Origin of the sequence: Streptomyces carminius, from assembly GCF_002794255.1 — a bacterium.
GTDB classification, from domain to species: domain Bacteria; phylum Actinomycetota; class Actinomycetes; order Streptomycetales; family Streptomycetaceae; genus Streptomyces; species Streptomyces carminius.
On the sequence record NZ_PGGW01000069.1, the window covers coordinates 194237 to 214444 of the forward strand.

The window sequence follows — 20208 nt, forward strand, 5'->3', positions numbered from 1 at the left end:
CCGTATGTACCGTTGGCCGCTGCATCTTTCGGAGAAGGCGAAGGGAAGCCCCACCGTGTCCGACGTGCCGCAGAGTGATTCGTCCGGAGCCCTCCGGGCGGGAGTGACCGAACCGGTCGACGTCCACTTCGAGGACATCGACGTCACCGGCGTACTGCACAACTCCCGTTATCCGCTGCTGCTCGACCACGCCTTCGCCGCGTACTGGCGCCGCCAGGGCTGGCACCACGACCCGGCGCGCTCCGCCGTACCCGACTTCCTCCAGGTCGTACGCGCACTGGAGATCACCTACCACCGGCCCGTCACCGAGCCGGGCAGGGTGGTCGTGCGCTTCTGGATCGAACGGCTGGGCCGCACCAGCTACACCTACGGCTTCCAGCTGCTCTCGGCCGACGAGTCCGTGCTCCACGCCGACGGCACCCGGGTGCAGGTCAACCTGGATCCGGCCACCTTCGCTCCCGCGCCGATCAGCGAGCGGACACTGGCCGCGGCCAAGCCCCTGATGCGCACCGCGCCCGCCGCCGGGGCGGGCGCGTGACGGCCCCGCGGCCGGTTCCGCCGCCGACGCCGGAGCGCACCGTCCTGGCCGGGCTGTGCGAGCTGCTCGACACGGTCCCCGGCCGGCGGGCGCTGGTGTGGGTGGACGACGAGGGACGGGACGAACGCTCCCTCACGGTCGCCGAGCTGGCCGCCGACACCGAACGCGTCAGGACGCTGCTGGCCGGGCTGGGTCTGCGGCCGGGCGACCGCGCGATCCTGCTGTACCTGCCGTCACTCGACTTCGTCGGCGCCTTCCTCGGCTGTCTGGCGGCGGGGGTGATCCCGGTTCCGCTGGCCCCGCCCAACCCGTTCCGGCCGGGGCACGACATCACCACGCTCTCCGCCGTCGCCGCCGGCTCCGGGGCCCGCGCACTGCTGACCCACCACGACTACCGGCAGCTGGTCACACCGGGCGGCGACTGGCCGGACCTGCCGTGGGAGACGACGCACGGCCCGGGCACACCGGTACCCGGCACCGTCGGCGCCGCCGGCGTCCCGTCCCCCCTCCGGTGGCACACCCCCGGCGACTTCGACGACCCGGCGTTCCTCCAGTACACCTCCGGCTCGACCGGCTCCCCCAAGGGCGTGGTCGTCAGCCACCGCAACATCCACCACGAACTGGCGTCCATCGCGAGCGACCTGCGGCTGGGGGACGACACGGTCGCCGTCACCTGGGTTCCGCACTTCCACGACCTCGGTCTGATCAGCTTCATCCTCAACACGGTCGTCGGCCACTCGGCCCGGACGTACATGCTGTCCCCCCTGGCCTTCCTGCAGAGGCCGACGGTCTGGTTCGACGTGGTGTCCCGGGTGCGCGCGACCCACACGGCGGCGCCCGACTTCGCGTTCGGCCTCGTCACCCGCAAGTCCACGCCGGAGCAGCGCGCCGCGTGGGACCTCTCCTCCCTGCGGGTCGTCGGGTCCTCGGCCGAGCCGATCCGGCCCGCCACGGTGGAGCGGTTCCTCGCGGCCTTCGAGCCCGCCGGCTTCGACCCGGCGGCGTTCTACCCGACCTACGGACTCGCGGAGCACACGCTCAGCCTGACCATGGGCGGCACCGGTCCGCTGCGCGTCGACCGGCGGGAGTTCGAGAAAGGGCGGGCGGTGCCCGCCCCCGGGGACGCGTCCGCGCCGACGGTCTCCTACTACGGGTGCGGCACCATCAACAAACCCGGGGCGAGCCTGCGCATCGTCGACCCGCACACCCGGCTGCCGTGCGGCCCGAGCGAGATCGGCGAGATCTGGGTGGACTCGGTGACGAAGGCCCGCGGCTACTGGGGGATGCCCGCCGAGACCGCCGAGACCTTCGAGGCGGCCGTCGCCGACGGTGACCCCCGCCGCTATCTCAGGACCGGAGACCTCGGCTTCCTGCACGACGGGGAGCTGTTCGTCACCGGGCGGCTCAAGGACATGATCATCATCCGCGGCCACAACCACTACCCCCAGGACATCGAGGACAGCGTCCGCGGCTGCCATCCCGCGGTCCGGCCCGGCGGTGTGGCCGCGTTCGCCGTCGACACCGACGCGGAGAGCAACGACGCGGGGAGCGCCGGCACCGGGGGCGCCGCCGACCCGGCGGAGCGTCTGGTGGTGTTCGTGGAGACCGCGGCCGAGCCCTCGGCGGAGACCACCCGGGACATCCTGCGGGCCGTCCGCGCCGCGGTCCGGCGGGACCACGGCGCGGCCTGCGACACCGTGGTGACCGGCCCGCGCGGCCTGGTGCTCAAGACCACCAGCGGCAAGGTCAGGCGTACCGCCTGCCGGGAGGCGTTCCTCGCCGGGACGGCCGTCGCCTGGCCCGGTGCCGGGGGGGTGGGACCGTGAGCGCGCTGCCCGAGGTTCCCGGCCTGGTCCTCGCGACCGGGCCGGACGACCCGCGCCTGCACGACACCGACGCCGACTTCCGGCGGCTGCTGGACGACTTCGCCGAGGTCGCCCGGGCGTCCCGGGCGACCCGGCGGCGCTTCTTCCACGCCCATGCCGCGGTCCTCGGCGGGGAACTGGAGTGCGTGGCGGCCGACGGCCCGCCGGTGCACCCCTTTCTCGCCGCCGGGCGGCGTCACCCGGTGATCGTCCGCTACAGCAACGGCGAGACCCCCGACGACGCGGCCCCCGCGACCCGCGGACTGTCGCTGCTGGTTCCCGGTTCGGGCGGGGAGGGCGGCCCCGCGCCGTTCAATCTGACGCTCAACACCGGGGAGTGCCTCTTCGCGCCCGACGCCTGGGTCTTCACCCGGTTCCTGCTGGGGACGGACGCCCAGCGGGCGGCCCTGGTCCGCGAGGCGCCCGAGCGGGGTGAGACGCTGTGGCGGCAGGTCCGCGACCCGCTCCCGTACGACCGCTACGTCTACCACTCCCAGGCACCCCGGCTGCACATCGGCGCCGACGGGCGGCCGGGCCTGGTGCGCTACCGCGCCGTGCCGGCCGGGCCCGCGGCGGACACCTCTCCGGACGCCCCTCCGGACGCCGTCGCGGAGAGCGGTCTGTTCACCCCGCCCGCGGGCAGCCTCCACCCCCCGCTGCCGCCGCGGTACCTGCCGCGGCCGGCGGGGGAGGACAGGCCGGCGACCTTCCTGCGCGACGACATCCGCGCCCGGGCGGCGGGACCGGGCATCCATGTGCTGCTCCAGATGCAGCTCCACCCGCTCGGCGCCGACCCCGCCGCCAACCGCGCGGCCCTGGACCCGTCCCGTCCCTGGTCGGTGGAGCGCCACCCCTACCGGACGGTGGCCAGGCTGCGGCTCGACACGGTGGAGGAGGAGGCGGCGGCCGAGGGGCTGCTGTTCGACCCGGCCGCGGCGCCCGAGGGGCTGGGCATCGCCCTGGCCCGGTCCCCGTTCGAGCCCGCCTCCGTCAACCACCTGCGCACGCTGGTCTACCGCTCGGTACGGGCGGCCAGGACCGGACGTCCCGCCCCTGCCCCCGCTTCCGTTCCCGCCCCTGTCCCCGGAACCGTCTCCGGCGGACCGCGCCGCAGCGTGTGCGTCATCGGCGCCGGGGCGAGCGGGCTGACGGCCGCTCACGAACTGGAGCGCCGCGGACACCGGGTCGTGGTGCTCGACAGCGCCCCCGAGGTCGCGGGGAAGGCGGCCTCGTTGGAGATCGACGGCCGCCCCTATGACCTCGGTGCGCACATCTGCACCCCCCGCTACACCGAACTGGCGGCGCTGGCCGAGGAGTTCGGGGTGGGCACCGAGGACGTCACCCCTGTCCTGGAGCAGGGTCCCGGCGGTCCGGTGCGCAGTCCGGCCGGCACCGCCTTCTTCGCCCCCGGGACGTACCGGCGCTACCTGCGCCTGCGCGCCGAGGCATTCCCGCACATCGGCGCCCCCGGCCTCGCCCACAGCGCCGCCGCCCTGGCCCGGCCGGCGGCCGAGTGGCTGCGCGAGAACGGCCTGACCGCCATGGCCGAGTCCTTCGCACCCGGATACACCGCCTCGGGCTACGGCTTCCTCCACGGCGACCTGCCCGCGCTGTACTTCGTCAAGTACGCCGAACTCACCGGGCTGCTGGACCTCGGCTCCGGCTCCGGAGCCGACGGCCGCACCGGGAGCTTCACCGTCGCGGGAGGATTCGGCCGGCTGTGGAGACGCGTCGCGGCGGGGCTCGCCGACGTGCGCACCGGAGTGCGGGTCGAGGCGATCGAGCGGAGCCGGGACGGTGTCACCGTGCGTACCGGCACGGGCGAGGTGCGCACGGACGCGCTGCTGCTCACCGTCCCCCTTGGCCGGCTCGCCGGCGTACTGGACCTCACCGGAGCGGAGCGGGACATCGCCGCGCGCGTCCGTACCGTCGACTACCGGACCGTGGTGTGCCGGGTGTCCGGGCTGCCCGGAAACGGCTTCCACCTGCTGCCCGGCCCGTACGACACCGCGCCGCCGGGCCGCGGCGGCCTGGTCGCCCACCACCACCGCCACCCGGGCTCGGACGTCCTCACCTGCTACTGCTACGGCACCTCCGGCATGGGCGAGACGGAGCTGTACGAGGCGCTGCGCGAGGACGTGGCACGGCTCGGCGGCCGGCTGACGGAGATCCTGCACACCGTCGCCTGGCCCTTCATGCCGCACTTCGGCAGCGCAGACCTCGCGGACGGGGTCCTGGAGCGGATAGAGGCCATGCAGGGCGAGAACCGCACGTACCACGCGGGGAGCCTGCCGGCCTTCGAGCTGATCGAGACCAACGTCGCCTACGCCCGCGACCTCGTCCGGCGCCGTATCGCCCCGCTCCACGGCCCACCGCACGACGTCCCCGCCCCGCCGGGAACCGCGGCCCTCCGGGAAGCGCCGGACGGCCGCCGGGCCGGGCTCGACCCGGCGGAGATACGGGCCTGGTTGGTCGCGAGCACCGCGGCGGTGCTCGGCGTCGCGGCGGACGAGGTCGACCCCGACCGCGACCTGGACGAGTACGGTCTGGACTCCCTGGCGGCGGCGGAGATACAGGCCGACCTCTCGGACCGGCTCGGCTACCGGGTGGCGCCGACCCTCTTCCACGAGTTCCCGACCCTGGGAGCGGTCGCCGACCAGCTGGCCCGCGGCCGGTGACTCCGGGCCGGTGCGGACCGCCGCGGTCCGCACCGGCCGGGGAGGCCGATGCCCGTGCAGTTCCCGGAGCAGCGCCGGCCACCGCCCCGGCGGCACCGGCCCGGGCCGACCCCGCCGTCCGGCACGCGGCCCGGACCGCCCCGGGCTGCCCTCCCCGCCGTCCGCGGGGGAAGGCGCCGCAGGATGATCGGGCGGGGGAGGAGGAGTCGCCGGGGCAGCTTTCCGGCCCTCCGGATTTCTTCCGGGCCCGTGTACGGGAAGAGGACGCCGGGCCCGGTGCCGGCGGGGAACCGTGCTCCCGACCGGCGTACCGGGTCCGGGCGGCGCGGACCCGGTGCCGGGGCCCGCCGGACGGCAGTTGGGCGTGCGGCTGCGCGGAACGGTGCGGCCGGCGGGACCGCCCGGACGTCCGCATGGTCCGTTCCGGGGGAGATGCGTATCGTTCCCCCGCCGAATCGTTGAAGGGAAAAGGAACCCCCCACCATGTCCGAGTCCCCAGCCGAGTCCCCAGCCGAGTCCCCAGCCGAGTCCTCCGCCGAGTCCCCTGCCGACGTCCCCGAGGCGCTCCGGTTCGAAGCCACCGAGCTGGTGGACATCCACTTCGAGGACCTCGACGCCAACGGTGTGCTGCACAACTCCCGCTACCTCACGCTGTTCGAGCACGCCCTCGGGGCGTACTGGTACCCCCGGGGCTGGCACCACGACCCCAAGCGCTCTGACATGCCCGACACCCTCCAGGTCGTGCGCGCCGTGGCGATCACCTACCACTGGCCCGTCATGGAGGTGGGCAAGGTGGCCGTGCGCTTCTGGCTCGACCGGATGGGCCGCACCAGTTACACCTACGGCTTCGAGGTGCGCTCCGCCGACGGCTCCGTGCTCCACGCCGACGGCACCCGCACACAGGTCAACCTGGACCCGGCCACCTTCGCCCCCAAACCGTTCAACGAGCGGTCGCTGGCCGCGTTCTCCCGCCTGGTGCGCGACGCCTGACGCGCCCTCCTGCCACGGGCCCGGTGCCCGCCCGGGGGCGGTGCCGCTACCCGTGCGGTTCCCGGAACAGCACGGGCCACCGCCCCGGCGGCACCGGCCCGACGGGCACGGCCCGCTCCGACCCCGCCGTCCGGCACGCGGCCCGTACCGCCCGCCCGCCGTACCGCAGCGTCAGGGTGGCCGCCGGCGAGCCACCGGTCCCGGTGAAGCCGTACACGACGAACTCCCGTCGGCCGGACAAGCGGATTACGCGGGCGTCAGCCCCGCCGCCTCCACCAGGTAGGCCGTCATGGGCTCGTAGTAGCGCGGGTTGACCACATGGTCGTCCAGCGGGACGGCCACCGTGAGGGTGCCCTCCGCCTCCCCGAGGAAGAGCGCCGGGTCGTTGCAGTCCGCGAAGCCGACGGTGGTGATGCCGCGCTGGGCCGCGCACCCCGCCCAGCCGTGGTCGGCGAAGACCAGGTCGGGCAGCGGCTCGCCCTCCCGCTCCAGCGCGTCCAGGATCGCCGTCATCGGCTCGGGGGAGTGGGTGTGCCACAGCGACGCCCCGCGCTCGTGCATCGCGATGTCCGCGAGCTGCACCACCACGCCCTGGTCGGCGATCAGCCCCAGCGGCACCCGCACGATCTCGCACCCGGCCAGCCGCAGCGCGTTCGCCACCCGGCTGTGCAGGTCGATCAGCGCGCCCGGGTGGCCGGTGGCGAACAGCACCCGGTGCCCGGCCTCCGCCGACTTGCGGAGCTGGGCCGCGGCCCGGTCCAGGGCGGCGAGCGTCAGCTCCGGGTCGATGGTGTCCTGGCCCTCGCGGTGCCGGGGGTCGTCGATGACGCCGCAGCGCTCGGCCATCACCGCCAGTACGTCCTGCTCGTCGCTCCACCGCTCGCCCAGCTCCAGGCCCAGCCAGAAGTGCCGGTCGCCGTTGGCGAGCCTGCGGTAGTGGTCCAGGTTGTTCTCGCGCGGGGTGGCGACGTCGCCCGCGATACGGGTACGGACGAGATGGTCGATCAGCTCGGCGCGGGTGGGGACGGGGGAGGTTATCGGCATGGGGGCATTCTCCCCCGGGCCGCCCGTGGGGGCGATCGGCTTCGGTCGCGGCGCCCCGCCGGCTTTCTGTACGAATCGTCCAAAGCGGCGCCGGGGACTGTGGCATCCGGACAGGTGCCCGCCGGTCGGCCGCTTCCTAGGCTCGGCCGCATGAGCAACCCCCCCAACACCGGCACGAACACCGATACCGGCACCGGTACCGGCGCCGATGAGCGGCAGCCCCGCGGCCCCGTCGACTCCTCCCGCGTACCGCGCTTCGCGGGCCCGGCCACCTTCGCCCGGCTGCCCCGGCTGGACGAGGTGGGCGGCCGCGCCGACGTCGCCGTCGTCGGCGTGCCCTTCGACTCCGGCGTCTCCTACCGGCCCGGCGCCCGCTTCGGCGGCAACGCGATCCGGGAGGCCTCCCGCCTGCTGCGCCCGTACAACCCGGCCCAGGACGCCTCGCCCTTCGCCCTCGCCCAGGTGGCCGACGCGGGCGACATCGCGGCGAACCCGTTCGACATCCACGAGGCCGTGGAGAGCGTCGAGGCGGCGGCCGGGGAACTGCTGGACGGCGGCGCGCGGCTGATGACGCTGGGCGGCGACCACACCATCGCCCTGCCCCTGCTGCGCGCGGTCGCCCGGAGGCACGGTCCGGTGGCGCTGGTCCACTTCGACGCGCACCTGGACACCTGGGACACCTACTTCGGCGCCGAGTACACCCACGGCACACCCTTCCGGCGCGCGGTGGAGGAGGGGATCCTCGACACCGAGGCGCTGTGCCACGTGGGCACGCGCGGTCCGCTGTACGGCAGGCGGGACCTGGCCGAGGACGCGCGGCTGGGCTTCGGCATCGTCACCGCCGCCGACGTGCTGCGGCGCGGTGTGGACGAGGTGGCCGACCAGTTGCGGCAGCGCGTCGGCGACCGCCCGGTGTACGTCTCGGTGGACATCGACGTCCTGGACCCGGCCCACGCCCCCGGCACCGGCACCCCGGAGGCGGGCGGCCTCACCTCGCGTGAGCTGCTGGAGATCCTGCGCGGGCTGGCCGGCTGCCGGCTGGTCTCCGCCGACCTGGTGGAGGTGGCCCCGGCGTACGACCACGCCGAGATCACCTCGGTGGCCGCCTCCCACACCGCCTACGAGCTGACGACGCTCCTGGCCCGGCGGATCGCGGCGGAACGGGAGAACGGACCGGAGCAGGGCTGACGGCCCGCGGCCGCGGCGGGCGGCGGGACGCCGCGCACCCCCGGCCCGACCTGCCCCGCCCCGCGCCCGGCGCCGGAAAACCGGAACGTGGCGGCCGGGCGCGCGCACTACACTGACGGCCAGACCGACACCCACGACTCAGGGAGACACGGGACCGTGACGGCCATCGTCGACGAGCTCAGGTGGCGCGGGCTGCTCGCCCAGTCCACCGACGAGGACGCCCTGCGCAAGGCTCTCGAGAACGGCCCCGTCACGTTCTACTGCGGCTTCGACCCGACCGCGGCCAGCCTGCACGTCGGCCACCTGGTGCAGGTGCTCACCGTCCGGCGGCTCCAGCAGGCCGGGCACCGGCCGCTGGCCCTCGTGGGCGGCGCGACCGGCCACATCGGCGACCCCCGGCCGACCGCCGAGCGCACCCTGAACGACTCGGAGACCATCGCCGGGTGGGTGGCCCGGCTGCGCGCGCAGATCGAGCCGTTCCTCTCCTTCGAGGGCGACAACGCGGCGGTCATGGTCAACAACATGGACTGGACCGAGGGCCTGTCCGTGATCGGCTTCCTGCGGGACGTCGGCAAGCACTTCCGGGTGAACAAGATGCTCACCAAGGAGTCGGTCGCCCAGCGGCTCGCCTCCGAACAGGGCATCAGCTACACGGAGTTCAGCTACCAGCTCCTCCAGGCCATGGACTTCCTGGAGCTGTACCGGCGGTACGGCTGCACCCTCCAGACGGGCGGCAGCGACCAGTGGGGCAACCTCACGGCCGGTCTGGACCTGATCCACCGCCTGGAGCCGCACGCCGAGGTGCACGCGCTCGCGACACCGCTGATGACGAAGGCGGACGGCACCAAGTTCGGCAAGACGGAGACGGGCACGCTCTGGCTCGACCCGGAGATGACCACGCCGTACGCGTTCTACCAGTTCTGGCTGAACACCGACGACCGGGACGTCTCGCGGTACCTGCGCATCCTCTCCTTCCGCTCCCGCGAGGAGCTGGAGGAGCTGGAGAGGGTGACCGAGGAGCGGCCGCAGGCCCGTGCCGCGCAGCGCGCGCTCGCCGAGGAGCTGACCACGCTGGTGCACGGCGCCGACCAGTGCGCCGCCGTGATCGCCGCCTCGAAGGCGCTGTTCGGGCAGGGCGACCTCGCCGCGCTCGACGAGGCCACGCTGGCCGCCGCGGTCGCCGAGCTCCCGAACGCGAAGGTGGGCGGGCTCGGCCCGGTCACCGACCTGTTCGCGGAGGTCGGCCTGGTGGCGAGCAAGTCGGCCGCCCGCCGCACCGTGAAGGAGGGCGGCGCCTACGTGAACAACGCGAAGGTGACCGCCGAGGACGCGGTGGCCACCCCCGACCAGCTCCTGCACGGCCGCTGGCTGGTGCTGCGCCGGGGCAAGAAGAACCTGGCGGCGGTCGAGGTCACCGGCGCCTGAGCCGGGCCGGCGGACGCGCGGGCCCGGCGGCCGTGCGCGGGAGGAACACCTCCGGCCCACGGCCGCCGGGCTGCGGGCGGTTCGGGCGGGGGCCGCGGAGACGCGTCCTGAGCTGTTCGAATCTGCCTGCGTCGGCTGCCGCGTCCCGGGCACGGACACCGACGGGGTACGGATAGCCTGACCGCGTGAGGTGGACGGCATGCTGCTGAGGTTCCGGGCCGCGAACGTGCGGTCCCTGCGCGACGAGCAGGAGCTGTCGCTCGTCGTACCGCCGGGCGGGGACCCGGCCGGTGCCCGTGAGGTGGAGCTGGCCGACGGCACCCTCTGGATCTACCCGATCGCCGGGATCTTCGGCGCCAACGCCTCGGGCAAGTCCAACGTCCTGACCGCCATGGCCGACATGCGCGACGCGGTCATGAACTCCTACGCCCGATGGGCCTCCTACCCGAGCATCCCCCGCGAGGCGTTCGCGCTCGACCCCGGGAGCGGTGGTAAGCCCTCGTTCTTCGAGGTGGACGTCGTCATCGACGGTGTGCGCTGGACATACGGCTTCGAACTGGGCCGGGAGCGGGTGGAGTCCGAGTGGGTGCACAGCTACCCGCGCGGCCGCCGCCAGGAGTGGATGGATCGGGACACCTCCCGCCCCGAGGTCTACCGCTGGCCCGGCAACCGGGTGAGGGACCGCGCCCACCTCGCCCAGCGGACCCGTTCCAACGCCCTGCTGCTCTCCACGGCAGGCACGGACAACCATCCGCAGCTCTCCCCGCTCTTCCACTGGTTCCGCGAGAACCTGTTGCTGATCGACCCGGAGGGCGAGAGGGGGGCACGGCAGGACTTCACCGCCCGCCGGCTCCTGGAAGGCCAGGGGAAGCGCATCCGTGAACTGTTGAGGGTGGCCGATCTGGGCATCACCGGAACCGAGGTCGAATGGGGGAGGACGAGCGAGGCCCCGACCGTGCGGTTGCTGCACAGATCGGCTTCGGGGAAGGACGTGGCGTTCGACTGGGAGCGTGAGTCTCTCGGCACCCGCTCCTGGTTCGCGCTGCTCGGCCCCATGCTGCTCGCTCTGGACCAGGGGGCCGTCCTCCTCGTCGATGAACTGGACGACAGCCTCCACTCCCGGTTCGCCGCCGAGGTCATCCGCATCTTCCACGACGAGGACGCCAACCCGCAGGGCGCCCAGCTCGTCTTCACCTCCCACGACGCCACGGTGCTCAACAGCCCCAGCGGTGAGCGGCTGCTGGAACCCGGCCAGGCATGGCTGACGGAGAAGGACGAGGCGGGCGCCACCGACCTCTATCCCCTCAGCGCTGTCTCCCCGGGCGAGGAGGAGAACCTGACCCAGTCCTACCTGGCCGGGGTGTTCGGCGGTGTCCCCGCCCTGCTGGAGGGGCAGATCGCCCGGCGCCTGATGACCACGGAGGACAGCGGCACGGGGGAGAGGGAGGGGGCCTGATGGCGAGGATCAGGGGGAGGACGGCTTTCGGACCCGTCACCAGACCGGGCAGGGGGCGCCGCCGCGCGGTGTACGTCTTCACCGAGGGCAAGGTCACCGAACCGAAGTACATCGAGATCGTCCGCAAGCACGGCACCCCGGCCGACCCCGCACTGACCGTCGCGGTGCACATCGCCAACGCCGGGGACGACGGCTCGCGCCGGATGCCGATGGATCTGGTGGAACGCGCCGTCGCACTGCGGGACGAGAAGCGGCGGGAGGACAGGAAGGCCAAACTGCCGCCGCCGCTGCGCACCCAGGTGTGGTGCCTCTTCGACCACGACAACCACCCGAACGTGGACGCCGCTCTGAGCAGGGCGAGGAGGAACGACCTCCCGGTCGCCTTCTCGCACCCGTGCTTCGAGGTCTGGCGCGTCCTGCACCACAAACCTGCGAGTGGCACCTTCGGGGGTGTCTGCGACGCGGTCACCGCGCGGCTGCCCGCCGAGTGCCGGAAAGCGCCCGGCGGCATCAAGGCGGTTCTGCCCGAGCAGGTCGTCGGCCGGTACGGGGAGGCCAGGAAGCGCGCCCTGGCGATGAACGCTCAGCACGGTGACCATCTCCCGCTGCACAAACGCGACCCTTACACGAATGTGTACGAGTTCGTCGAGAAGGGCCTGGGAATCAGCATGTACTGATCCCCGGCCCTGTTCGCCCGGAACTGCCGGAACCTCGCGACACGGGAAGCCGGGCGGCGCGGTGTCCGTCACGCCGGGGTGTCCCGCAGTTCGAACCACACGCTCTTGCCGGTCGGGCAGGGCCCGCCGTGCCGCACCGTGCCCCAGGCGGAGGCGAGCTCCCGGACGAGGAGAAGGCCGCGGCCGTGCTCGTCGTCGTCGGACGCGGCACCGGCCCGGGGCGACGGGGGCGCGAAGCCCGGCTCGCCGTCCCGGACGGACACCGTCAGGCGGCCGTCCCGGACCGCCGCCTCCAGGGTGAGCAGTGGAACCCCGGTGTGGAGGTGGACGTTCGAGACGAGTTCGGAGACCAGCAGCCGGGCCATCTCCGTCAGCGCCGGATGGCCGGTGGCGTCGAGCAGTCCGGCCACCATGTCCCGCGCGACCTTGGCGGTCTCGGGGAGGTTCGGGGCCCGCATCGCGTAGGTACGGGCCCGCTGGAACGGGTCGCCGGGGTCGTTGAGCACGGCGGGCGTCAGATCGGTCATGTCGTCCCCTGATCGAGTGAATGTGGTCGCCGCTTCCGCCCGCCACCGTGGCTCTGCCGTTCTCTGGAGGCGCCCGTAGGCACAGGTGGACGACCGCACTGCGGATTTACTGGCTGCGTGTAGCGGATTGCCCACCGAAAGTAAGATGCACATGTGTACCGGTACAAGGTTGCGCAAGGTATTTCCCCCTTGTGGGCGGCGTCATGGCGCAGGTGTGCGAAGGGTCCGAGAACGGTTGCGAGAAGGGATTGCTGACGTCTATGCCTCCGAGGGACGCACCCACCGCCAGACAGGCGAGGCTGGGGGCGGAGTTGAGGAAGCTCCGCGAGCGGGCGGGTCGGACCGCCAGGGAGGCCGCCGGCCTGCTCGGTGTCGACCACGCGAGAGTCAGCAACATCGAGTCGGGCCGTATGGGGGTCAGTGAGGAACGCATCCGGCGGCTTGCGGTGTTCTACTCCTGCGACGACACGGAGTTGATCGACGCGCTGTGCGCGATGGCGCGGGAGCGACGCGGCCAGTTCTGGTGGGACGAGTACCGGGGCGTCCTGCCTCCGGAGTTCCTGGACATCGCGGAGCTGGAGCATCACGCGACCGGCATGCGCACCATGCAGACGCTCTCCATTCCCGGTCTTCTCCAGACGGAGGAATACGCACGCGCCTTGTTCGGCAAGGCGGTCCCCCGGCTCCCGTCCGCCGAGGTCGAGGTGCGGGTCGAGCACCGGCTGAAGAGACAGTCCGTTCTCGGAGGAGAGGACCCTCCGGTATGTGAGGCGATCATTCATGAGGCGGCGCTGCGGATGCGATTCGGCGGCCGGGACGTGGCCCGGGCGCAGCTCGAACATCTGCTGGAGGCGTCGGCCAATCCAATCGTGACGGTGCGGGTGATCCCGTTCACCTGCGAGGACTTCATCGAGGTCACTCAGCCGCTTCTCTATGCGGCCGGTGTGGTCCCGCAACTGGACACCGTTCAGGTGGACGGCCCTCTTGGCGGCATGCACCTGGACGCGGAGGCTGAGTTGCAGAGGTACCGGACTCTGCTGGACATCGCGGAGGGAGTCTCGCTCGGCAGGGAAGAGTCGCGGCAGTTCATCCACGACATCGCACGGAAGCTGTGAGGAGTAGAAGCATGGACGCACCTGTTCAGTGGCAGAAGTCGTCTTTCTCGGGGGCCAACGGCCCGAACTGTGTGGAGGTCGCGCGGCACGGTGACGCGCTCCTGATACGGGAGGGCGACGAGCCGGGACTCGTCCTGTCGGTGAGCCGGGCGGAGCTTGCCGCGTTCCTCGCGGGTGCTGGGGCCGGGGAGTTCGACCACTTGGCGGACTGAGCGCGGCGCCGTGACCGGGCAGCCGCTCCGGGTTGTTGCTTCTGCAACCCCCAGTCCTCGGAGACGGCTGCCGAGCAGGCCTGAAACCCGTCATACGGCGGCTCCGGCGTATGGGTTTCGGCCGTCTTCGGTGCGGGACGTATCGGACCGGTTGCGAGGCGTTTCGGGTACTCCCGATGTGACGGGTCATAACGTCGCTGGTGGTCAGCGTGTGTGTCCTGATGTCCCGGAAGCCTGGGGCATCACGCGGCGCTTCTGGTTTAACACACAACGTTACTTAAAATGATCGCTCAAGATGCATTCGGCGCCGGTTCTCGACAGACTCACGTTCGCTATCCGTTACACCCGACGGAGAACGGAAGGACGTGTCATGCGGTACTCGGTGAGGTGTGCCCTCGTGGGCGGCGCGCTGACGGTAGGGGCGCTGGCCCCGCTGTACGGCGCGGTGCTCGCGGTACGGCCACTGCCCGGGCCGCCGGCACCGGAGTTCACCGCCGTGGCGGAGCGCCCGGCGGGCGCGGGACACGCGGAACGCGCGGCCGGACCGGGAGAGATCGTCTGTGCCGGTCCGGACACCGGGCGTGCCGTGGACACCGTGGGGACCGCCCGCCGGACGCTTCACGTCACGATGGCCAGTACTGCCGGGCGCGGCGCCGGACACCCGGCCGCCGCCCCCGGCCGAGCTCCCGACGGGTTCTGTGGGGAGAACCCGGAGGGCTTCGGGAGCGAGGAGGTCCTCGCCTTCTGAGATCTCCCGGGTCCCGGGGCCGGCCTCTCCCGGGACCTCTCCCGAACGGCCGGTACGCCGTGCACCCCGGACGGGTGGTGCGAGCGTCCCGGCGGTCCCGCGGCAACCCTCCTCGCCGCGGGACGGGGCCGAACGAGCGAGCGGGTCAGGAAAGCCGGTCCTGTGGGGGGTACTGGCCACCGTCACCCGTGACGCCGCGGCCCGATGCGGCGCGGTCCGGAGAGAATGCCTGGCTCTCCGGACCGCGCCTCTTTCCGTCCGCTCCGTGGGATCACTTTGAAGTGGAGGAATCAGATACTCTGATTCCATCAGTCTTCTAGCGAGGGAACCACTGGCTTCAGCCGGTGGGGGAATCGCTTCCCTGGTATGTGGTAGTTTTTCGTTCGTCCCGAAAGGGATCGGTTCGGGCTGGACCGCAACCTTCGGGTTGGGAGCCCCCCTCCTTCAGGTGGGGGAGCGGAGTCACGAAGACGATGACGGCAACTGAGGTGTCGAGGAACTTCGCCTCTGTTCTGGACCAGATCGAGCAGGGCGAGACCGTCATCATCACTCGCGGTGGGCGACGGCTGGTCATCATGAAACGGGGAACGGCGGGGCGCTCGGGGAATTCCTCGCCGACCACCGTCCCGACGAGGCGTTCGCGGACGACGTCGCCTCCACTCGTGACCTGCTGGTGGACGGGGTGAACGCGGCACGGCCCGACGCCTGATCCTGGACACCGGGGTACTCGTCCGCTCGGAGCGCGGTACAGGCGGCCTGTCCGCCTTTCTGGACGACGGGGATGACGTGGCCATCGCCGCCGTGACGGTGGCCGAGCTGCAGCTGGGTGTGGAACTGGCCGACTCGGCTCGTCACGAGAGACGGCAGGAGTTCGTCGAAGGAGTTCTCGCGCTGCTTCCGGTGGAGGAGTACACGGCCGACACCGCCCGCGTGCACGCCCGTCTGCCGGCCCATGTCCGCCGCGCAGGGAAGCCGCGTGGCGCCCATGATCTGCTCGTCGCTGCGACTGGCGCCGCGACTGCCCGCGCCGTCGTGACGACGGACGGCGCGGCGGCCTTCGGGGACCTTCCCGGCGTACGTGTCCTTCTGCTCTGAGCCCGCGGTGAGGAACGGTTCTGTGTCCCGGCCCGCCGGGCCTGGCCATGGCGACTCCCTGACGCAGTTCGGCCAGGGTGACGGCGGTGAGTTCCGGAATGATCGGGAGCCGTTCGGCCGGGGGCAGACCGAGATCGATGCAGGCGCAGGTGTCGAGCGCTCCGGACCGGTGGCGGTCAGCCACGGTGACGCTCCCAGGGGTCCCCGTCGCCGAGGCGGTCGTCACCGAAGAAGCCGTCGGCCTCCTGCCGCATGGCGGAGTGGTCGGCCGACGGCAGTTCCCTGTGCTCGGCGACCAGTTCCTCCGCCGTCGGCCGGCGCGTGCGGGGAAGAGGGCGAGAAGGTCGCAGCACGGCGAACGCCATCCCGTTCCGGGCGATGTGGTACGTCTCGCCTGCCTCCACCGCATCCAGGACCGCGGTGAAGTCGTCGCGGAACTCGTGCTGGTCGATGATCTTCATGGGGCGATTCTGACGTGCGGTGACGTGGGACATGCCGCGTTCCGGCCGTCGCGGGGCGGCTCCGCGAGCCGTCAGAACCGGGTGTCGCCCCTCCCGCTTGTGCCCGACCGCCCTGACCGGGATGAAATCCCCCTCCGGGCACGTTGGAGCATTCTGGATCACCGCGGCGCTGTGGCCGCGGGACCACAGGCGGGCACAGAAGGTGACGGCATGCGTGCGGGAGGGAGCCACGTGGCGGCGGGTACGGAGACGGGGGAGGGTCCGGGGACCGGTGAGGCCGGCGAGGCCGGGGAGGAACGGCAGGCGGGGTGGGTGCGGCGGCTGACCGCGTACTGCTGGCGCTACCGCCGCAACGTCCTGCTGTCCCTGGGCGCCTCGCTCGCCGGGATGGGTGTGATGGCGCTCGTCCCGCTGGTCGTCAAGCAGGTCATCGACGACGTCGTCGTCGGCGGGGGCGGCGGCCTCGGGCTGTGGATCGGTCTGCTGATCGCCGCCGCGGTGGTGGTCTACGTGCTGACGTTCGTGCGCCGCTACTACGGCGGCAGACTCGCGCTCGACGTCCAGCACGACCTGCGCACCGAGATGTACGGCTCCCTGGTCCGCCTCGACGGGCGCAGGCAGGACGAGCTGTCCACCGGGCAGGTCGTCGGGCGGGCCACCAGCGACCTCCAGCTCATCCAGGGCCTGCTGTTCATGACGCCGATGATGATCGGCAACATCCTGCTCTTCGCCGTCTCGCTGGTGGTGATGGTCACCCTCTCCCCGCTGCTGACGCTGGTGGCGCTGGCCATCGCGCCCGCCCTGTGGTTCATCGCGCAGCGCAGCCGGATCCGGCTGTTCCCCGCCACCTGGTACGCGCAGAGCCAGGCCGGAGTGGTGGCCGGGGTGGTGGACGGCGCCGTGACCGGCGTGCGGGTGGTCAAGGGCTTCGGACAGGAGGAGCAGGAGAGCGGCAAGCTGCGCGGCGCGAGCCGCGAGCTGTTCGCCGCGCGGCTGCGGACGGTGAAGCTCAACGCCCGCTACACCCCCGCCCTGCAGGCCGTCCCCGCGCTCGGTCAGGTCGCGATGCTCGCCGTCGGCGGCTGGATGGCCACCCGCGGCCAGATCACCCTGGGCACCTTCGTCGCCTTCTCCACCTACCTCGCCCAGCTCGTCGGGCCGGTGCGGATGCTGACCATGATCCTCACGGTCGGCCAGCAGGCGCGGGCGGGCGTCGAGCGCGTCCTGGAGCTGATCGACACCGAGCCGGCCATCCGGGAGCGGGCGGACGCGCACGAGCTGCCCGCCGACGCGCCCGCCACCGTCGAGTTCGACCGGGCGGGCTTCGCCTACGACACCCGGCCCGGCGCCCGGCCGGTGCTGCGGGACTTCTCGCTGCGGATCTCGCCGGGCGAGACCGTCGCCGTCGTCGGCACCTCCGGCAGCGGCAAGTCCACCGTCTCGCTGCTGCTGCCGCGCTTCTACGACGTCACCGAGGGCGCGGTACGGGTCGGCGGCCACGACGTGCGCGACCTGACCTTCGAGTCGCTGCGCGCGGCCATCGGCCTGGTCCCGGAGAACAGCCTCCTGTTCTCCGACACCGTCCGCGCCAACATCGCCTACGGCCGCCCCGACGCCACCGACGAGCAGGTGCGGGCCGCGGCGCGCGCCGCCCAGGCCGACGGCTTCATCGGTGACCTGCCCGACGGCTACGACACCGAGATCGGCGAACAGGGCCTGACCCTCTCCGGCGGCCAGCGGCAGCGCATCGCCCTGGCCCGGGCCATCCTCACCGACCCCCGGCTGCTGGTGCTGGACGACGCCACCTCCGCCGTGGACGCCCGGGTGGAGCACGAGATCCACGAGGCGCTGCGCGGGGTGATGGCGGGCCGCACCACCCTGCTGATCGCCCACCGCCGCTCCACCCTCTCGCTGGCCGACCGCATCGCCGTCCTGGACGGCGGGCGGCTGGTGGACGCCGGCACCCACGAGGAGCTCCAGGAGCGCTGCGAGCTGTACCGGCGGCTGCTGAGCGACCCGGACGAACTGGGCGGCGTCGAGCACGACCCGGCCGGGCTGGTCGCTCCGGCGGCGTCGGCCGCCCCGGACGGGGACGCCGCCTGGGACCGTACCGCCGTCCCGGACGGGGGGGTCACCCCCGAGCTGTGGCGGCGCGAGGACGCCGAGACCGCCGAGACCGCCGAGACCTCCGGGACCTCCGGGACCACCGGGGCGGCCTCCGCCGGAGCGCGCCCCGGCGCGTCCGCGCCCGCCTCCGGCGGCGGACCGCCCGGCATGGCGGGCGCGCTGGCCGGCAGCCCGGCCACCCCCGAGCTGCTGGAGAAGGTCGCGGCCCTGCCGCCCGCCACCGACACCCCCGACATCGACGAGGAGCGCGCCGCCCGCCCCGAGTCCGCCTACGGGCTGCGGCACCTGCTGCGCGGCTTCCGCGCCCCGCTGCTGGTGGCCCTGCTGCTGGTGGTGACCGACGCCACCGCCGGGCTGGCGCTGCCCGTCCTGGTCCGGCACGGCATCGACGAGGGCGTCCAGCAGGCGGCGCTGGGGGCGGTGTGGGTCGCCTCCGTGCTGGCGCTGCTGGTGGTGGTCGTGCAGTGGGCCGCACAGACCGGGGAGACCCGGGCCATCGGCCGTACCGGCGAGCGGATCCTCTACACCCTGCGGGTCAAGAGCTTCGCCCAGCTCCAGCGGCTCGGACTCGACTACTACGAGCGCGAGCTGACCGGGCGGATCATGACCCGGATGACCACCGACGTCGACGCGCTGACGACCTTCCTGCAGACCGGTCTGGTGCAGGCGGTCGTGGCGCTGCTGACCTTCTTCGGCATCATGGTCGTCCTCGTCGCCATCGATGCCGGGCTGGCGCTGGTGGTCCTGGCGACCCTGCCGCCGCTGGTGATCGGCACGATCGTGTTCCGGCGCCGGAGTCTGGCGGCGTACGAGCTGGCGCGCGACCGCGTCAGCGGCGTCAACGCCGCGCTCCAGGAGGGCGTCGCGGGGCTGCGGATCGTGCAGGCGTTCCGCCGTGAGGAGCGGGACGCCCGCGCCTTCGCCGAGGCCAGCGACGGCTACCGGCGGGCCCGGGTGCGCGGCCAGTGGCTGATCTCGGTCTACTTCCCCTTCATCCAGCTGCTGGCCTCGCTGGCGACCGCCGCCGTGCTGGTCGTGGGCGCGGCCCGGGTGGGCGACGGCACGCTGACGGCGGGCGCGCTGGTGGCGTACCTGCTCTACATCGAGCTGTTCTTCGCCCCCGTGCAGCAGCTCTCCCAGGTCTTCGACGGCTACCAGCAGGCGGTCGTCTCGCTGCGCCGCGTCCAGGAGCTGCTGCGCGAGCCGACGAGGACACCGCCGCCCGCGGAGCCGCGCGAGGTGGACGGGCTGCGCGGCGAGGTCGTCTTCGAGGGCGTCCACTTCCGCTACGACACCCAGGGCGCCGGGGACGGCGCGGCCGGCGGCGGTGCCGGGGACGGTGCCGGCGGGGGCGGGAACGCGCTGTCCGGGATCGACCTGGTGATCCCGGCCGGGCAGACGGTCGCCTTCGTCGGCGAGACCGGCGCGGGCAAGTCCACGCTGGTCAAGCTGGTCGCCCGGTTCTACGACCCGACCTCGGGCACCGTCCGGGTGGACGGGCGGGACCTGCGCGAGCTGGACCTGGCCGGCTACCGGCACCGGCTCGGGGTGGTGCCGCAGGAGCCGTACCTGTTCCCCGGCACGGTGCGCGACGCCATCGCCTACGGCCGCCCCGACGCCTCGGACGCCGAGGTGGAGGCGGCGGCCCGGGCGGTGGGCGCGCACGACATGATCGCCACCCTCTCCGGCGGCTATCTGCACCCGGTGGCCGAACGCGGCCGCAACCTCTCGGCCGGGCAGCGGCAGCTCATCGCCCTGGCCCGCGCCGAGCTGGTGCGGCCCGACATCCTGCTGCTGGACGAGGCCACCGCCGCGCTCGACCTGGCCACCGAGGCGGTGGTCAACGAGGCCACCGAGAAGCTGGCGGGCCGCCGTACCACCCTGGTCGTCGCCCACCGCCTGACCACGGCCGCCCGCGCCGACCGGGTGGTGGTGCTGGACCGCGGCCGGGTGGTGGAGGACGGCACGCACGAGGAGCTGCTGGCGCGCGACGGCCGGTACGCGCGGCTGTGGCGGACGTACACGGGGGTGCCCGAGGCTGTGAGCCCGGTGTGAGCCCGGG

The 20208-nt window shown here is 73.0% G+C and carries 16 protein-coding genes; 13 read left to right on the top strand and 3 right to left on the bottom strand.

What is annotated here, in order from left to right; genetic code table 11:
* Window positions 1–64 precede the first annotated feature (64 nt).
* The 4 genes from CUT44_RS27910 (at window position 65) to CUT44_RS27925 (ending at window position 6071) form a co-directional block, all read left to right on the top strand.
* Window positions 65–538, top strand: coding sequence for an acyl-CoA thioesterase (locus tag CUT44_RS27910; RefSeq protein ID WP_233221716.1), 474 nt, complete (start codon window positions 65–67; stop codon window positions 536–538).
* Window positions 535–2364 (top strand): fatty acyl-AMP ligase, encoded by a 1830-nt coding sequence (locus tag CUT44_RS27915; protein WP_100204745.1) that lies wholly within the window; start codon window positions 535–537, stop codon window positions 2362–2364. The genes CUT44_RS27910 and CUT44_RS27915 overlap by 4 nt, the downstream gene beginning before the upstream one ends.
* On the top strand, window positions 2361–5081 hold the full coding sequence (locus tag CUT44_RS27920; protein ID WP_100204746.1) for an FAD-dependent oxidoreductase: 2721 nt from the start codon (window positions 2361–2363) through the stop codon (window positions 5079–5081). Before CUT44_RS27915 ends, CUT44_RS27920 begins: the two co-directional genes overlap by 4 nt.
* 483 nt (window positions 5082–5564) lie before the next feature.
* Window positions 5565–6071: an acyl-CoA thioesterase gene (locus CUT44_RS27925; RefSeq protein ID WP_100204747.1), complete on the top strand. Its 507-nt coding sequence runs from the start codon at window positions 5565–5567 to the stop codon at window positions 6069–6071.
* A gap of 246 nt (window positions 6072–6317) precedes the next feature.
* On the opposite strand, the gene CUT44_RS27930 is transcribed toward CUT44_RS27925, so the two are convergent.
* On the bottom strand, window positions 6318–7115 hold the full coding sequence (locus CUT44_RS27930; protein ID WP_100204748.1) for a phosphatase: 798 nt from the start codon (window positions 7113–7115) through the stop codon (window positions 6318–6320).
* Between the two features lie 150 nt (window positions 7116–7265).
* Between CUT44_RS27930 and speB the strand changes: the two genes are divergently transcribed.
* The 4 genes from speB to CUT44_RS27950 all read left to right on the top strand — a co-directional run bounded on the left by speB (window position 7266) and on the right by CUT44_RS27950 (window position 11861).
* Window positions 7266–8303 carry an agmatinase gene (gene speB, locus CUT44_RS27935; protein ID WP_100204749.1) on the top strand — a complete coding sequence of 346 codons (1038 nt, stop codon included), beginning with the start codon at window positions 7266–7268 and terminating at the stop codon, window positions 8301–8303.
* Between the two features lie 156 nt (window positions 8304–8459).
* A complete protein-coding gene (gene tyrS, locus CUT44_RS27940) occupies window positions 8460–9728 on the top strand; it encodes a tyrosine--tRNA ligase (protein ID WP_100205233.1) in 1269 nt (422 codons plus the stop codon).
* A gap of 199 nt (window positions 9729–9927) precedes the next feature.
* Window positions 9928–11184: an AAA family ATPase gene (locus CUT44_RS27945; protein WP_100205234.1), complete on the top strand. Its 1257-nt coding sequence runs from the start codon at window positions 9928–9930 to the stop codon at window positions 11182–11184.
* A complete protein-coding gene (locus tag CUT44_RS27950) occupies window positions 11184–11861 on the top strand; it encodes an RloB family protein (protein ID WP_100204750.1) in 678 nt (225 codons plus the stop codon). The genes CUT44_RS27945 and CUT44_RS27950 overlap by 1 nt, the downstream gene beginning before the upstream one ends.
* A gap of 68 nt (window positions 11862–11929) precedes the next feature.
* Here the strand turns inward: CUT44_RS27950 and CUT44_RS27955 are convergent, their stop codons facing one another.
* A complete protein-coding gene (locus CUT44_RS27955) occupies window positions 11930–12388 on the bottom strand; it encodes an ATP-binding protein (protein ID WP_158239676.1) in 459 nt (152 codons plus the stop codon).
* A 260-nt stretch (window positions 12389–12648) separates the two neighbouring features.
* On the opposite strand from CUT44_RS27955, the gene CUT44_RS27960 reads away from it, so the two are divergent.
* The 4 genes from CUT44_RS27960 (at window position 12649) to CUT44_RS27980 (ending at window position 15558) form a co-directional block, all read left to right on the top strand.
* A complete protein-coding gene (locus tag CUT44_RS27960; RefSeq protein ID WP_100205235.1) occupies window positions 12649–13503 on the top strand; it encodes a helix-turn-helix domain-containing protein in 855 nt (284 codons plus the stop codon).
* Between the two features lie 11 nt (window positions 13504–13514).
* Window positions 13515–13715: a DUF397 domain-containing protein gene (locus tag CUT44_RS27965; RefSeq protein WP_100204752.1), complete on the top strand. Its 201-nt coding sequence runs from the start codon at window positions 13515–13517 to the stop codon at window positions 13713–13715.
* A 370-nt stretch (window positions 13716–14085) separates the two neighbouring features.
* Window positions 14086–14463 carry a hypothetical protein gene (locus tag CUT44_RS27970; protein ID WP_100204753.1) on the top strand — a complete coding sequence of 126 codons (378 nt, stop codon included), beginning with the start codon at window positions 14086–14088 and terminating at the stop codon, window positions 14461–14463.
* A 711-nt stretch (window positions 14464–15174) separates the two neighbouring features.
* Window positions 15175–15558, top strand: a complete 384-nt coding sequence (locus tag CUT44_RS27980; RefSeq protein ID WP_332888300.1) for a PIN domain-containing protein — start codon at window positions 15175–15177, stop codon at window positions 15556–15558.
* A gap of 176 nt (window positions 15559–15734) precedes the next feature.
* Here the strand turns inward: CUT44_RS27980 and CUT44_RS27990 are convergent, their stop codons facing one another.
* On the bottom strand, window positions 15735–16019 hold the full coding sequence (locus CUT44_RS27990; protein ID WP_100205236.1) for a type II toxin-antitoxin system Phd/YefM family antitoxin: 285 nt from the start codon (window positions 16017–16019) through the stop codon (window positions 15735–15737).
* 312 nt (window positions 16020–16331) lie between these two features.
* Between CUT44_RS27990 and CUT44_RS27995 the strand changes: the two genes are divergently transcribed.
* Window positions 16332–20201: an ABC transporter ATP-binding protein gene (locus tag CUT44_RS27995; RefSeq protein ID WP_408646817.1), complete on the top strand. Its 3870-nt coding sequence runs from the start codon at window positions 16332–16334 to the stop codon at window positions 20199–20201.
* Window positions 20202–20208 lie beyond the last annotated feature (7 nt).

What these genes read in the sequence shown, in the direction of transcription:
- CUT44_RS27965 (WP_100204752.1), top strand. Translation starts at nt 13,515, where the DNA reads ATGGACGCACCTGTTCAGTGGCAGAAGTCGTCTTTCTCGGGGGCCAAC.
- CUT44_RS27930 (WP_100204748.1), bottom strand. Translation starts at nt 7,115, where the DNA reads ATGCCGATAACCTCCCCCGTCCCCACCCGCGCCGAGCTGATCGACCAT.
- CUT44_RS27960 (WP_100205235.1), top strand. Translation starts at nt 12,649, where the DNA reads ATGCCTCCGAGGGACGCACCCACCGCCAGACAGGCGAGGCTGGGGGCG.
- speB (WP_100204749.1), top strand. Translation starts at nt 7,266, where the DNA reads ATGAGCAACCCCCCCAACACCGGCACGAACACCGATACCGGCACCGGT.
- CUT44_RS27925 (WP_100204747.1), top strand. Translation starts at nt 5,565, where the DNA reads ATGTCCGAGTCCCCAGCCGAGTCCCCAGCCGAGTCCCCAGCCGAGTCC.
- CUT44_RS27945 (WP_100205234.1), top strand. Translation starts at nt 9,928, where the DNA reads ATGCTGCTGAGGTTCCGGGCCGCGAACGTGCGGTCCCTGCGCGACGAG.
- CUT44_RS27970 (WP_100204753.1), top strand. Translation starts at nt 14,086, where the DNA reads ATGCGGTACTCGGTGAGGTGTGCCCTCGTGGGCGGCGCGCTGACGGTA.
- CUT44_RS27990 (WP_100205236.1), bottom strand. Translation starts at nt 16,019, where the DNA reads ATGAAGATCATCGACCAGCACGAGTTCCGCGACGACTTCACCGCGGTC.
- CUT44_RS27955 (WP_158239676.1), bottom strand. Translation starts at nt 12,388, where the DNA reads ATGACCGATCTGACGCCCGCCGTGCTCAACGACCCCGGCGACCCGTTC.
- CUT44_RS27950 (WP_100204750.1), top strand. Translation starts at nt 11,184, where the DNA reads ATGGCGAGGATCAGGGGGAGGACGGCTTTCGGACCCGTCACCAGACCG.